The 13,542-nt window shown below is 41.8% G+C and carries 12 protein-coding genes; 5 read left to right on the top strand and 7 right to left on the bottom strand.

The annotated features are described in order from the left end of the window. Positions 1–102 precede the first annotated feature (102 nt). From ACM0OS_RS02315 to ACM0OS_RS02305, 3 genes are all read right to left on the bottom strand, one after another. Complete coding sequence (locus ACM0OS_RS02315; protein WP_414541535.1) at positions 103–2,337, bottom strand: ATP-binding protein; 2,235 nt, start codon at positions 2,335–2,337, stop codon at positions 103–105. Positions 2,338–2,560: 223 nt separating this feature from the next. Continuing rightward, positions 2,561–4,336, bottom strand: coding sequence for an alpha/beta hydrolase (locus tag ACM0OS_RS02310; protein ID WP_414541534.1), 1,776 nt, complete (start codon positions 4,334–4,336; stop codon positions 2,561–2,563). Between the two features lie 832 nt (positions 4,337–5,168). Next, positions 5,169–5,477, bottom strand: coding sequence for a DUF3067 family protein (locus ACM0OS_RS02305; protein ID WP_414541533.1), 309 nt, complete (start codon positions 5,475–5,477; stop codon positions 5,169–5,171). Positions 5,478–5,706: 229 nt separating this feature from the next. On the opposite strand from ACM0OS_RS02305, the gene petC reads away from it, so the two are divergent. Both petC and petA read left to right on the top strand, forming a co-directional pair. Continuing rightward, positions 5,707–6,246, top strand: a complete 540-nt coding sequence (gene petC, locus ACM0OS_RS02300; protein WP_414541532.1) for a cytochrome b6-f complex iron-sulfur subunit — start codon at positions 5,707–5,709, stop codon at positions 6,244–6,246. Positions 6,247–6,330: 84 nt separating this feature from the next. Continuing rightward, on the top strand, positions 6,331–7,332 hold the full coding sequence (gene petA / locus ACM0OS_RS02295) for a cytochrome f (protein WP_414541531.1): 1,002 nt from the start codon (positions 6,331–6,333) through the stop codon (positions 7,330–7,332). Positions 7,333–7,432: 100 nt separating this feature from the next. Here petA and ACM0OS_RS02290 read toward each other — a convergent pair whose 3' ends face one another. After that, positions 7,433–7,738, bottom strand: a complete 306-nt coding sequence (locus ACM0OS_RS02290; protein WP_414541530.1) for a DUF4090 family protein — start codon at positions 7,736–7,738, stop codon at positions 7,433–7,435. Positions 7,739–7,864: 126 nt separating this feature from the next. Here ACM0OS_RS02290 and ACM0OS_RS02285 point away from each other — a divergent pair, with 126 nt between their 5' ends. Beyond that, positions 7,865–8,116: a hypothetical protein gene (locus ACM0OS_RS02285; RefSeq protein WP_414541529.1), complete on the top strand. Its 252-nt coding sequence runs from the start codon at positions 7,865–7,867 to the stop codon at positions 8,114–8,116. A gap of 71 nt (positions 8,117–8,187) precedes the next feature. Then, a complete protein-coding gene (locus ACM0OS_RS02280; protein ID WP_414541528.1) occupies positions 8,188–9,357 on the top strand; it encodes an AGE family epimerase/isomerase in 1,170 nt (389 codons plus the stop codon). Between the two features lie 17 nt (positions 9,358–9,374). Here the strand turns inward: ACM0OS_RS02280 and ACM0OS_RS02275 are convergent, their stop codons facing one another. The 3 genes from ACM0OS_RS02275 to petN all read right to left on the bottom strand — a co-directional run bounded on the left by ACM0OS_RS02275 (position 9,375) and on the right by petN (position 12,910). Continuing rightward, the gene (locus ACM0OS_RS02275; RefSeq protein WP_414541527.1) at positions 9,375–12,503 is read right to left on the bottom strand and encodes a GAF domain-containing protein; all 3,129 of its coding nucleotides are present in this window, start codon (positions 12,501–12,503) and stop codon (positions 9,375–9,377) included. A 151-nt stretch (positions 12,504–12,654) separates the two neighbouring features. Beyond that, positions 12,655–12,816, bottom strand: coding sequence for a hypothetical protein (locus ACM0OS_RS02270; RefSeq protein WP_414541526.1), 162 nt, complete (start codon positions 12,814–12,816; stop codon positions 12,655–12,657). Positions 12,817–12,823: 7 nt separating this feature from the next. Beyond that, positions 12,824–12,910: a cytochrome b6-f complex subunit PetN gene (gene petN / locus ACM0OS_RS02265; RefSeq protein ID WP_013189847.1), complete on the bottom strand. Its 87-nt coding sequence runs from the start codon at positions 12,908–12,910 to the stop codon at positions 12,824–12,826. Positions 12,911–13,053: 143 nt separating this feature from the next. Between petN and ACM0OS_RS02260 the strand changes: the two genes are divergently transcribed. Further along, complete coding sequence (locus tag ACM0OS_RS02260) at positions 13,054–13,506, top strand: hypothetical protein (RefSeq protein ID WP_414541525.1); 453 nt, start codon at positions 13,054–13,056, stop codon at positions 13,504–13,506. The last annotated feature ends 36 nt before the right edge of the window (positions 13,507–13,542 follow it).

Below are 13,542 nucleotides of genomic sequence, written 5' to 3'. Positions count from 1 at the left end.
AGTCTCCAGTCTGTTTCCAGATGAGAACTAATTGTTCATTTTACCTTTTTTTTGGGAGTAAACCTCGATTCGCATCACACAAGGGCGATGGCAGTTTCTCAATTAATTCAGCGTAAAATAGAATGCCGAGCCAACACCCAAGGTAGAGTCAACCCATATTTGACCATCGTGCAGCTCAACAATTTTTTTGACAATTGCGAGTCCTGCACCTGCACCCCCACCATACTTTTCCTGAGAATGAAGGCGCTTAAATAATCGAAAAATTGTTTCTAAGTGATGTTCGGGAATGCCAATACCGTTATCTCGGACATAAAAGACGAGGGGATGTTCATCTGTATCTAGGTAGCCAATTTCCACCCATTGGTTTGGCTTCTCGTTGTATTTAAAGGCATTGCCAATGAGATTACTGAAAATTTCATTGACAAGAACTCGATCACACTCAATTGTAGGTAAAGGTCGGGGAATGCGAATATCTATAAACTGCGTTTCTTGGCGACTAGCACGAAAGACATCAATCACATGGTTAATTAATTCATTCAAGTCTGTTGCTTGACGGTGTAGTTGTACTTGTCCTAACTGGGAAAGGCGTAAAAGAGCATTAATCAGCGTTTCCATCCGCACAGACAAAGTTACCACTGTCTCTAAGCACTCTATCCCTTCATCATCTAGTACTTGGTTATAGTCTTCTAACAGCACCGTTGAGAAGTTATAGATACCCCGCAAAGGTTCCTTGAGGTCATGAGAAGCAGCGTAAGCAAAGGAAGCCAATTCTTGGTTACTGCGCTCCAACTCTAAGTTGATTTTGGCTAATTCATCGGCTTTAGATAGTACAATACCAACGATGGCATTCCGCAGAGCGATCGCACTATCAAGTTCACATGGTTGCCAAGGTAAGGAAGTTAAACGTACAGTTTCTTGCCATGCCGCAAAAGATTTGCGCGGACAAAGGGTAACACTACCATCAGCCTCAACTTTCAGCGAGTCGTTGGGGTTTCCTGCCCAGTTTACCGTTTGGATGACTTCAGGGCGAAACCAAAGAATATAGTAGCGGCGGACTTTAGAAATTCGCAATAGCAGTAAGCCACTTGCAGCATCTTTAAATGCAGTCGCCTCTGGGTAAAGCTTCGGCAGAGAATCGCTAGCAAACAGGTTATCGTTAACTTGGGTATCTGCCCATTCAATTAATGCCCGCACCTGATGAATATTTGGTGTTGTCCCCACCAAGGTAATTTCATTATCCAGGCAAACTGCTGCACCAGCGGCACTGACTAAATCCAATAAGCGGATTTCTGGTTTGATGAGGGCATCGATAAAATTATCGGCTTGGGAAATGGACTCTAAAAACTCCGACTGGAGCGATTTCAGCTTAACCTCATAGTCCCATTCCGAATTACTAATTTTGTGTGCTAACTCTGAAGATGCAATCTGTCCTAAAAGTTCGCACATCTTTTGCACTTCGTAAGGCAGATACTTGGGAGTTTGATGATGACAAGAGATTAATCCCCAAAGTTGCTGATTTTGAATCAGGGAAATTACCAACAGCGAAGTTACGCCCATGTTTTGATGATATTCAGCACAACAAGCATCAAAACTTCTTAGCGCAGAGTAGCTTAAATCAAGAGGGGGATTTTCTTGAGGAAGTAGCTGGACAGGTTGAGCATTGATATCGGGAATGAATCTCAAGCCACAGCGCTGGTATAATTCCCTGGCTGGTGCCGGAATATCTGTAGCTGGATAGTGGAGTCCTAAATATGGTGATAAGTCGTCACGTTTGACTTCAGCAACTACAGAACCTGCTCCTTGCTGGTCAAATTTATAAACCATCACTCGGTCAAATTCAGTAATTTCTTGGATTTGTTTGGCTACTAAATGCAAAAATTCCGTCAAATTTGATGTCTCTTGCATTTGAGCGATCGCTTCACCTGCCAAAGCCTGAAACTCTAGAAAACTCAATTCTGATGCCGCATCTTTAGGTTCTAGTTCTAGAATCACACAGTCTTTTGTACGGTGAGTAATACCGTAAAAGTCCCGATTTCTATGTGAAGTATTAATAGTTACTTCAAAAACTTTAGCACTACCAACTTTTTTCCCCAAACACTGCTTGACGGCTGCAACCTGTTTAGCGTTAAGCAAGTAACTCAGGGGTTGTCCTAGCAAATCATCGACATCTTTGCCCAAATATTCTTGGGTGTTATTGCTGACTTGCTGAATCTCTAGCTGGTTATTGAGTGCTAAGAGTACGCCATGAGGTTGAATAGAGCCAGGAATGTGAATGGGTATGCGATCGTGATTAGTCAAAGAAGTCGTTGGGGCAAAGTTATCTTCAGACTGGCTCATAAATCAACCGACATAAAGCTGATTTTTTGCAAAATGCAAATAAATTTCACATTTCTTAAGATTATATAGTGAATCTGTGATTGTTAAGATTTTTATGATAAAAGCAGCCTGAGTGTTCTCGGGAGTTGGGCTACGGCGTCCCTGTTTGTTTTTAACTGGTAGAGTGTGTTATGGACTTTAGTTCTACAACACACGCTACTTGTTAAGGATTTGGGGTGTATTCCTAGATAAAAATCGTTACCCGTAGCATGGCGACACCCACATCTAACATCCAGAAGCCAAAATTAACTATGGGGTTGGGAAACTTGGGTTTTAAGGAGTCACGATTTAGGGCTTGGGCTAACTCAGTTTGGCTGAAAGACTGGACAATACTCAAACCGAGAGATTCACTAGAAATAGTGTTGGTATAAGCGGCGTTGAGATAGGGGAGGTATTGTGATTTGTTAGCAACATGTGTTTGAAAGAAAGGTAAACTCAAAACATTCATGTAGTAACGCGCTTGGGAAGCATCCCCAACGACATCGCTGGGTAATGGGACTTGCTGGCTAGCTGGATTACCATCACCAATTGTGGAAAAATGAGTTCCACCCAAAAGCATTACAAGATATTTGTGGGAATTGGTCAACCAGGAGAAAGGTTGAATTTGTTCGTAGACAGCTGGTGCGACAGTATCATCACTACTACCGACAATCATCACGGGAATTTTAACTTGGCTTAAACCAGCTTCCCCAAAAATTGAACTAGTGATGGGGTTCACTGCGATCGCAGCTTTGATTCTGTCATCCTGCAAGTTATACTCTGGGCTGGACTTGCCATTTAATGCCAAAGCACTACATTGGAAGTGTAAAGACATATTCCAGGTTTTGTGTAGAACTTCTGGCTGACAGTCTTTTGCTAACTGTTCAAAGTTAATTTTCGCCCCAGCCAAAGCTAAAGCTGTGTAGCCACCCAAAGAGTGGCCGAATATTCCCACTTGTTGCAGATTTAACCGACCATAAAACCGTGTATCAGAATGGTTAATTTTTTCCAGTTGATTTAATACATATTTCACATCCAAAGGTCGGTGTTGAAATTCTTCTGGTTCTATAACTTCGCTGGCTTGTTTATTCAAAGATGATTGCAATTGTTTAGCATCGCTACCCGGATGATTAGGCACCACTACAGCCAATCCGTGGGAAGCTAGATGTGTAGCTAAATATTCAAAGTTGCTACTGTCTGTACCCAAACCATGAGAAATCACAATTACAGGTGTGGGACTCTGGACATCAGGAATGTAAACATCAGTCAACAATAGCCGATGGCGTGTAGAGTCAAACAACCTCAGTGTGTGTTTTCGGGACTGGAACTGTCCCTGTCCACGTAAATCTGCTAGTTGTAAGAAATTTAAGGGTTTGGGAATTGTCGCAGCTTCTATATTAGACTTTTGGGTAACTGCGGCGATGGCCCGATTACTTTCTTTAACTACTTTCTCTAGTTCCCCAGCTATAGCGAAACTACGCCTTAAATCAATGCGGATGCTGCTATCGGGATATTTCCGCAACAGATTTAATAGTGTTAAACCTTCCGGTTCCCCAGAGGCGGAAATCAATGCTGACCTTAAGGCATAAAATCCGCGTTGCGGTTGTTGACGAGATTCGGGTTTAATTACTTTTGCTAACCGATGTAGCAACAATTCTCCTTGGGGTGTGTAGAGAAATTGTGAAACGACTACTGGACTTACTTTTACAGGTGTGAGTAAAATTCTCTGTAATTCTTGAAACTGTTTTGGTGACAGATATTGCTGATAAATTGCTAATTCATCTTCAATGACACCATTTTTGGCATAATTTGCTAAAGCACTAACTGAAATTGATATTTCTAGGGCAGAAAAAGATGTGTAAATTCGCTCTGCTGCCATCATAGAAGCATTCATAGAAAATGTTGGCAGCAGCATTGAAAGAACCAGCAAGAGCGAATTTTTTCTCAGGGTGCTTGTCCAATTATCAAACAAACTATTCATCGCTCAACTGTTTCGGTGATGTTGTTTCACTAGGCGTTGGCTTTGGTAGTTACTGAGACACCCTGGAAATTCAACTAATATTATTTGCCTTCGTCTGATGAATTGTGATTGAGTTTTTCTTTTGATAACAAGGTGAAAATTTAAATGTGGTAAAAACACATAGGTAGAGCAAAGATTCACCTAGTAAAAGATTAACTCCACTGGCTTGCACTCATTATGAAATCATAACAAATAAAAAATTACCTCACCTCAGTATTTATCATGTAAATTCGCTGTTAATTATCAGTTTTATTCCAGGCGATCGCTACTGAAATACATACCACTAATCCAGCACCTAATATGCCAATTAAGCTGAGGTGTTCTACAAAAATCTCAACAGGTGTAATTACTGAAATAATTTTTATAAAAAATCAAGTTATCAGAAGACAAAAATATGACTACACTAACTATTTAAGCTTCTTTATGGTTTGATGAACGGCAACAATCTCATAAGTAATCAAGGTATTTAAAGCACAAAATAGTAAAACAAATGCCTAGAAAATATGCCAATTGATAATGGTTCACAGTTGAGCAAATGGCATGAATAATAAAGCACATTCACCATAAATAATCAGCATAATATTCATGGAAGATCAGCTTTGTAATAATTGCTTTTGTGCTGCTGTACCTCAGACAATCAAAGAACTACCAAAAATATATTTACCTGGGGCTGTAATTAAATTTGTGTATTGAACACGAAAAAATGCGGCTTGATGAAATCAAAAATATATTTTCTTAAGACTTTTAATTAAATATGCTGGGTTCAGCATGAGAAAATTGGGGCGATGGCCAATCACACAATCCATTCCGAAGCGCGCTCACCTAAATCTAAAGGAATACTCACAGCTTTGCCCAGTCTAGGGCGATCGCGTGTTTGTTGAATAAATGTTTGTACTTGTACAGCGCTGCCTAAAGCTTGAAGATAGTTAGCCACACCGTCAAGATGCTCTTGGTACTCGGCCTCACTCAAAGGAAAAGAAGCTTGCTCCAGATACTTCCACATGACTTGGAGAAATATCTTACCCTGTGTACGTCGAAACTGAACATCGTACGAATAGCCCCACTTGTCCAGCAATAGTTTACGTAATTCCTGTCCTGTCATAGATTTCCTCAATTAGATTTTACATTTAGTTATGATGTTACGTTCCGTAACTCAAGTATGATAGGGATATAAAGAAATGTAATGCTAACAGAAGAGATGCTACAAATATCTTGGAATAAAGAGTTTTAGCATCGTTGTAGGCGTTGGCATTTCCACCCAAACAGGAGTTGCTCAAGTACTGGTACTCTTGTAAGAATGCTTAACAAAATACACACAGAGCGCGTAGGTTATGGCTCAATTTTCTGAATCAATGGACGTTCCCGATATGGGGCGTCGTCAGTTCATGAATCTGCTCACTTTTGGCACTGTCACAGGTGTGGCTCTGGGAGCATTGTATCCCGTAGTCAAGTATTTTATTCCACCAGCTAGTGGTGGCGCTGGTGGCGGTACAACAGCAAAAGATGAGCTAGGCAACGATGTCACCCTCAGCAAATTTCTAGACACCCATAATGTAGGCGATCGCACCCTAGTTCAAGGACTCAAGGGCGACCCCACATATGTTGTAGTAGAAAGCAAAGAAGCAATTGGCGATTACGGCATTAATGCCATCTGCACCCACTTGGGTTGTGTTGTGCCTTGGAATGTGGCTGAGAACAAGTTTAAATGTCCTTGTCACGGTTCCCAATACGATGCCACTGGTAAAGTAGTCAGAGGCCCAGCACCACTGTCTTTGGCTCTCGCACACGCCAAAACAGAAGATGACAAAATCGTCTTGACCCCTTGGACTGAAACCGACTTCCGCACTGGCGAAGAACCTTGGTGGTCATAACACAGTGCTGATTGCTGAGTCAAAACATGGCTCTTGACCAATGACCAATGACCAATTAATCAGAGAATCGTTGTCCTTATCGAGATGAGAAATGCCTGTACAACAGCGAGGTTAACTCGCACAGCTAGAGCAATTACCAAAACATTGCTCATAGCGATCGCTACCTTGACATTTTACTTCACTAGCGATCTAGCTCTTCCCCAAACCGCTGCTGCTTATCCGTTTTGGGCCCAACAAACCTATCCTGAAACCCCCCGCGAACCGACCGGGCGGATTGTTTGCGCTAACTGTCACCTAGCCGCCAAACCAGCAGAAGTGGAAGTGCCCCAATCAGTGTTACCTGATACCGTATTTAAAGCGGTGGTGAAAATTCCCTATGACACTGGCGTGCAGCAGGTAGGTGCTGATGGTTCTAAAGTTGGCTTGAACGTTGGCGCTGTGTTAATGTTACCGGAAGGTTTCAAAATTGCGCCAGCAGATCGCATTTCTGAAGAACTCAAAGAAGAAGTCGGCGATGTTTACTTCCAGCCCTACAGCGAAGAAAAAGACAATGTACTTCTTGTTGGGCCTATACCCGGTGAACAGTATCAAGAAATTGTCTTCCCAGTTCTTTCTCCCAACCCCGCAACCGATAAAAATATTCACTTCGGTAAATATTCAGTACACTTAGGTGCTAACCGTGGGCGTGGACAGGTTTATCCTACTGGCGAAAAGAGCAATAATACCGTTTACAATGCTTCCGCTACTGGCACAATTAGCAAAATTGCCAAAGAGGAAGATGAATATGGTAACGCCAAATATCTAGTCAACATTCAAACAGACTCCGGTGAAACCACTGTTGACACGATTCCCCCAGGGCCAGAATTGATTGTTTCTGAAGGTCAATCTGTAACTGCTGGTGATGCTTTGACTAATAACCCCAACGTTGGTGGATTTGGTCAACAAGATGCAGAAATCGTATTGCAAGATGCTTCTAGAGTCCAATGGTTGATTGCTTTCATTGCTCTGGTAATGTTAGCTCAAGTTATGCTGGTGCTGAAGAAGAAGCAGGTGGAAAAAGTCCAAGCTGCTGAACTTAATTTCTAAAATCTTTGCTAAATCAATATATGTGACGACAGGCGAAATGCCTGTCTTTTTTTATCCCCCAGATGCGACACCGCCCCAAGTAGTGAGAAAAATATCTCAACTACTTCCCGCCATAGAAAAAGGCAATTTCTTTTTCTTTTAGAGGCGCAAAACCTGCATCTATAAGCAACTTATCAAGTTCTGATTGAGGAATGTGTTTAGCCCCAATTCGCACAATGCGCGATCGCATGGTATTTGATACGCCACTGCGTTGTCTATTGGCCTCTAATGCCATGACTTTGCTATACAGTTCTAGCTTTGCAGGCGGAATGGTAGAACCATCAAAATCAATTCCCTGGGCGATCGCTTCATCAATAGCATCAGCACCTGTAGTTGCGGGATTTACTTGGTTAGTTTCAGCAGACATGGCAATTTGTTCTCAAAGCTATCAGGTAGATTCTACCAGTCTTACCGTCACCAAAAAATCCTTAGTGGGGGGAGAAAAAGTGGAAATCTATTACAATCTCGTAAAGCCCCAACAGATATTTAGAAAATGACTAAACATCGAATTTTAATTTGCACCTTTTTAGCATTGACAGGGGGGTTATTTGGTGGTTACATCGGTGGACAGACCACATCGATGCTACATAAGCAGAAATGTCAAAACCATTCTTGGAGTTTAAAGGTCATGTGTCAGGTTTTGGTGACACCAGGAGCAGCATGGCAAGGTAGCACAACTGGAATCTGGTTGGGTACAGTTTTAGGAGCATTTGTTGGCGGTTCGATCACACGTCTAGAGCGTTGATTGATTAGTTAGAAAAACTGCTCTGAATATCTGTTAAATTGTTAACTTTGGCACTAAAGGGTAGGCAATCTATGGGGTACGAGTTTCCAAAGCTGGCTGAACTTTATCAAAATGCGCTTCTCAATGACGTACTGCCATTTTGGGAAAAATACTCTATTGACTGGCAGCAAGGCGGCTATTTTACTTGTCTTGATCGTCAGGGACAGGTTTACGACACAGACAAATTTATTTGGTTGCAAAATCGCCAAATTTGGACTTTTTCTATGTTGTACAACCAGCTAGAAAAACGGGAAAACTGGTTGAATATTGCCAAAAATGGCGCTAATTTTCTGGCCCAACATGGCAGAGATGCCGATGGCAATTGGTACTTTGCCCTTAATCGTGCCGGCCAGCCACTAGTTCAGCCTTACAATATCTTTTCTGACTGTTTTGCGGCGATGGCATTTAGTCAATATGCTCTGGCTTCTGGAGAAGATTGGGCCAAGGATGTGGCTATGCAAGCTTACAACAACGTTTTACGCCGTAAGGATAATCCCAAGGGTAAATATAATAAAACTTATCCTGGAACACGCCCGATGAAATCCTTGGCTGTGCCGATGATTTTAGCCAACCTCACTTTAGAAATGGCATGGTTGCTACCCAGCGAAACCCTAGACAGTGTTCTGGCTAGCACTGTGGAGGAAGTCATGACGGATTTTCTCCATCAGGAACGGGGGCTGATGTACGAAAATGTCGCCCTAAATGGTTCCCACATTGATTGTTTTGAGGGACGATTAATTAATCCTGGTCATGGTATTGAAGCCATGTGGTTCATCATGGATATTGCCAGTCGCCAAAACGACACTCATACTATTAACCAAGCCGTTGATGTAGTACTAAATATCCTCAATTTTGCCTGGGACAGCGACTATGGCGGCTTGTATTACTTTATGGATGCAGATGGTCATCCCCCACAGCAACTAGAATGGGATCAAAAACTCTGGTGGGTTCACTTAGAGTCTTTGGTAGCATTAGCAATGGGCGATCGCTTGACAGGGCGTGAGGCTTGTAGGGAATGGTATCAAAAAATGCACGATTATACTTGGTCACACTTTGCTGATCCAGAATACGGTGAGTGGTTTGGCTATCTCAATCGTCGTGGTGAAGTACTATTAAACCTTAAAGGTGGGAAATGGAAAGGCTGTTTCCATGTACCCCGTGCATTGTATCTTTGCTGGCAACAATTTGCAGCGTTGAGTTGAATAGTCCGAACTACGAATTAACTAATTGAATTAGTGATGGGAATTTCTATCCAAAATTCACAGCCTTGACCTGGTTCAGAAAGACACTTAATTTGACCACCATGTTTTTCCACAATAATTTGATAGCTAACAGATAAACCTAAACCAGTACCTTTACCGGGTTGCTTGGTGGTAAAGAAAGGTTCAAAAATGCGCGATCGCAGGTTTTCTGGAATGCCACCACCATTGTCAACAATCCGAATTAAAACAGTATTGGTTCTGATTACTTGTGTACTAATACAAATTCGCGGTTTATCAGTTAACTTTGCGTTGGTTATTGACTCCTCTAAAGCATCAATAGCATTATTAATTATATTCATGAATACCTGATTCATCTGGGCTGCATAGCATAAAACTGGAGGTAAATCGCCATATTGTTTAACTATTTCAATCGCAACAGCACCATCTTTTGCTTGCAGACGATGTTGTAAAATTAATAGAGTACTATCAATGCCTTCATGAAGGTCAATAGGCTTCATGCCTGATTCATCAAGTCTCGAAAAACTGCGTAAAGACAAAACTAATTGAGAAATCCGCTCTGCCCCCATCATCATAGATTTGAGAATTTTAGGCAAGTCATCAGCAATGAAATCTAAATCTAATTCTGCTGATTGCTGTTGAATTATTCCTGCGGCTTTGGGATACCTTTTCTGGTAAAAATGGAGCAATTTAAACAAATTTTCAGTATGTTCATTCACATAAGTAATATTCCCGTAAATAAAGCTAATGGGATTATTAATTTCATGGGCTACGCCAGCAACTAATTGACCTAAACCCGCCATCTTTTCACTTTGAATCAACTGGCTTTGAGTTTGTTGTAATTCTTTGAGGGTTTGGGCGATTTCTTCTTTTTGCTGTTGAGTCTGTTCTAGTAATTCTGCTTGCTGAATACCCACGCCTAATTGAGCGCCAATCTGTACTAGCAAATCTATCTCATCTTCCTGCCAGTCACGAGGGTTGGTGTTGTGATACGCTGCTAATAATCCCCAGAGTTTCTCACCTTGAAAAATTGGTACAATCATCAAGGCCCTAGCTAAAAGTGGCGTAATTAGGGGAATATGACGGAGATTATCATTGATATGATCAATATCGGGAATAACCAACATTTTTCCATCAGCAAAGTCTGAGCCTTGGGTTGATTGCAAATAGTCATCTGCAATCATGGGTAAAAGTTCTTGCACTGATGTCAAACTAGAAGCTAATGATTCAGCTACAAATTCACCACTCCAATCTGAATTGAAGCGATAGATTGTCACTCGATCAACTTCTAATAAGCGTTGGACTTCTTGAGTAGTAGCTTTAAAGATAGTGTCAATATCCAGCGACTGACGAATTTTTTCCACCGTTGCTGCTAACGTCTTTTCTCGTTGCGCTGCTTTGCGTTCTCGTTCGGCAGCTTTAGCCAGTTTTTCGGCTTGCATTTGCACCTGTTGTAATGACTCAGCTTGCCGTAAAGCTACCCCCAGTTGTACTCCCACTTGTGCCAACAAATTAATATCCTCATTTTGCCAATAACGGGGCCGGGAGTTTTGATAAGCTACTAGCAATCCCCATAATTTTTCGCCCTGAGAAATAGGGACAAAAACTTCATTACGCGGATACTTTTCTGCTTGGGTTTCTGGTAAAAGAATACGTTCTGTCACAGGCTGGGGCTTAACTATGGGTATCCAACCATCAACTATGGAATCAGCGACAAATTCGCCACTCCAGTCAGGGTAAAAGCGATAAATTGCTACTCGTTCTACTTCTAATAACCGCAGAACTTCTTGAGTAGTGGTTTTAAAAATAGTGTCAATATCCAGAGATTGCCGAATTTTTTCGACAGTGTTCGCCAATCCCCGTTGCCTTTCCGCAGCTTTACTGAGTTCTGCTGCTTGAATATGCATTTTTTGTAAAAATTCCGCTTGCTGCAAAGCTACACCGAGTTGAGTCCCAACTTGGGTGAGCAAATAAACCTCATCTTCTTGCCAATCACGGCTGCCGGTGTTTTGGTAGACAGCTAGTAAACCCCACAGTTTTTGACCGTGGTAAATAGCCATGATTACATAAGCTTTTGCCTGGTAACTCTCTAAAATTTCAATGTAACAGTCGCTAAAACCTGCATTATAAATATCATTACAAATACGATAGACTTCACCTCTAGTAAAGTGACCACCTTTTGTCTCTTGTAGGTAAGTATCTACAACTGGAATTTGAGCTAAATGTTTGACACTACATTCACTAATATTTTCACGTAATTTTGGATGCTGTAATTGCTCATCCATGAGGGAACACCAACCCTCTCCCACAGATTCAAAGACAAATTCACCACTCCAATCGGGATTGAAACGATAGATAGCTACACGGTCAACATTCAATAACTGCCGTAGTTCTGCGGTACTTGTGTAAAAAATGCTTTCCAGGTCAAGGGTTTGACGAATTTTCTCTATGGTTATGGCTATGGTTTTCTGCCATTCTGCTGCTTTTTCGCGGGCTTTTGCTTCTGCTAGTTGTGCCGATTGGTTTTTTACCTGTTCTAAGTAGTCTGCTTGCTGCAAAGCCACGCCTAAATGTTCAGCGATGAGTTGCACAAACTCAATTTCTGAGGTGTTCCATTGCCGAGGGCCACTACACTGATGAATACATAGCAATCCCCATAAATCCTTACCCTTCATCAAAGGAGAAGCTATATTAGCACGTACTTGGAATGCTTCTAGCATCTGGATATGACAATCACTGACACCCGCCTCATAGATGTCAGCCATGACTTTAATTCGACCTTGCTGATACAGTCCCGCAAACTCCGCTGCAAAGCAATGGTCACGCAGTTTGGCTGTTAATGCCGAACTCCATTCTTCTCCCACATCTTCATAGATAAATTCTCCTTCCCATCCCAATTCAGGATAAAAACAAAATACCCCTACTCGGTCAGTATTTAAAAGCTGGCGTAATTCCGTAACTGTAGTTTTAAATATGACATTTATATCCAGAGATTCACGAATGCGGGCAATTACTCCAGATAAAGCTTTTTGTTTCTCGCTTTGATACAGAGAGAATGTCTCATCGGGCTGATTTTGTAGTGATTCTGAATTCGGTTGTATGGGTTGTATGGTAGGAGAGTTTTCCATTCCCAGTGCGAGTTTAAATAGCGAGGGTCTTCTATCTTAGAATGCCCCTAATCACTGGAAATTGAACATTCAGTCATATTTTATTCACAGAACAATGTAGGGACATGATAATATCACATCCCTACAAAAACATTGTGCAAGTTTCAGTAAATTATCGCCGTTTAGGAGAGCTGCGTCGAAGTTCGCGTTTTTCATCTTCTCGGCGACGGCGATCGCGCCAATCTGCCAACGTTAAATAACCAACACCACCAGTAACTGCTAATAGCAGCACTAGAGCAAGTAAAGCCAAAATACCCAGAAATGGACTTTCCACGATTTCCCTATAGTCCGTTACGTCCCCAAACTACCATTGAAATTGACCAAGTAAACACAACCAATAGTGATACCCAACCCAGTGTCAAAATCATAGTCTTACTTTCTCAATCATTACAAAACATCTCTAATACCCATCATACTGGGAAAAGGCTGTTGATTCTTAAAAAGAGGCGCTTAGGCTAGGGACTAGTTTTTTGCATCTCACCCATTAACCAAAGGAAACGAAACTTCAGATATGCAACTGATGGCAGAACGTATAGAATCTCTTAAGGCGGGAATAACTGCGGGTTTTTCTCTGTGTCTTGCTTTTGTAATTACAAGTTTGGCTAACACTCTGCTACTGGCAAAATATTTTCCGTTACTTGCAAGTCTGCATCAGGATATTAATTGGTACTGGTGGCTGAGTGGGGGAATCGCTGGCTTTTCTGGTTTACTCTTTGGTGTTACCTACCGCTATATCATCCGCACAGATGAAAATTCTCACCTCAAATCTGGTGGTGTTTTGGCTTTTGGCTTGGTGAGGGGATTAACTCAGATTGAAGTTGGTGGAAGTTCGGTTACTACAGTGTTACCTAATCTAGTGCTAGCTGGAGAAAGTGTGTTGTGGTTTGCAATGGGGGCGATCGCTCTCGATACAGCTATCCAAATCGGCTGGGTTAAACCTTTTGCATCGGGAAACTCAAGTTGAGTCACAGCAGTGATTAAGCGTGTATATGAGAAAAGT

Source organism: Nostoc sp. CCY0012 (genome assembly GCF_963920855.1).
In the GTDB taxonomy this organism is placed as follows: Bacteria; Cyanobacteriota; Cyanobacteriia; order Cyanobacteriales; family Nostocaceae; genus Cyanocohniella.
Note: the sequence above shows the minus strand (reverse complement) of the source record. Positions and strands in the feature narration are given on the sequence as shown.

Excerpts from the sequence above, each read along its gene's own strand:
- petN (WP_013189847.1), bottom strand. The coding sequence starts at position 12,910 with ATGATTTTGACACTGGGTTGGGTATCACTATTGGTTGTGTTTACTTGG.
- petC (WP_414541532.1), top strand. The coding sequence starts at position 5,707 with ATGGCTCAATTTTCTGAATCAATGGACGTTCCCGATATGGGGCGTCGT.
- ACM0OS_RS02275 (WP_414541527.1), bottom strand. The coding sequence starts at position 12,503 with ATGGAAAACTCTCCTACCATACAACCCATACAACCGAATTCAGAATCA.
- ACM0OS_RS02305 (WP_414541533.1), bottom strand. The coding sequence starts at position 5,477 with ATGACAGGACAGGAATTACGTAAACTATTGCTGGACAAGTGGGGCTAT.
- ACM0OS_RS02260 (WP_414541525.1), top strand. The coding sequence starts at position 13,054 with ATGCAACTGATGGCAGAACGTATAGAATCTCTTAAGGCGGGAATAACT.
- ACM0OS_RS02280 (WP_414541528.1), top strand. The coding sequence starts at position 8,188 with ATGGGGTACGAGTTTCCAAAGCTGGCTGAACTTTATCAAAATGCGCTT.
- ACM0OS_RS02315 (WP_414541535.1), bottom strand. The coding sequence starts at position 2,337 with ATGAGCCAGTCTGAAGATAACTTTGCCCCAACGACTTCTTTGACTAAT.
- ACM0OS_RS02285 (WP_414541529.1), top strand. The coding sequence starts at position 7,865 with ATGACTAAACATCGAATTTTAATTTGCACCTTTTTAGCATTGACAGGG.
- ACM0OS_RS02290 (WP_414541530.1), bottom strand. The coding sequence starts at position 7,738 with ATGTCTGCTGAAACTAACCAAGTAAATCCCGCAACTACAGGTGCTGAT.
- ACM0OS_RS02310 (WP_414541534.1), bottom strand. The coding sequence starts at position 4,336 with ATGAATAGTTTGTTTGATAATTGGACAAGCACCCTGAGAAAAAATTCG.
- petA (WP_414541531.1), top strand. The coding sequence starts at position 6,331 with ATGAGAAATGCCTGTACAACAGCGAGGTTAACTCGCACAGCTAGAGCA.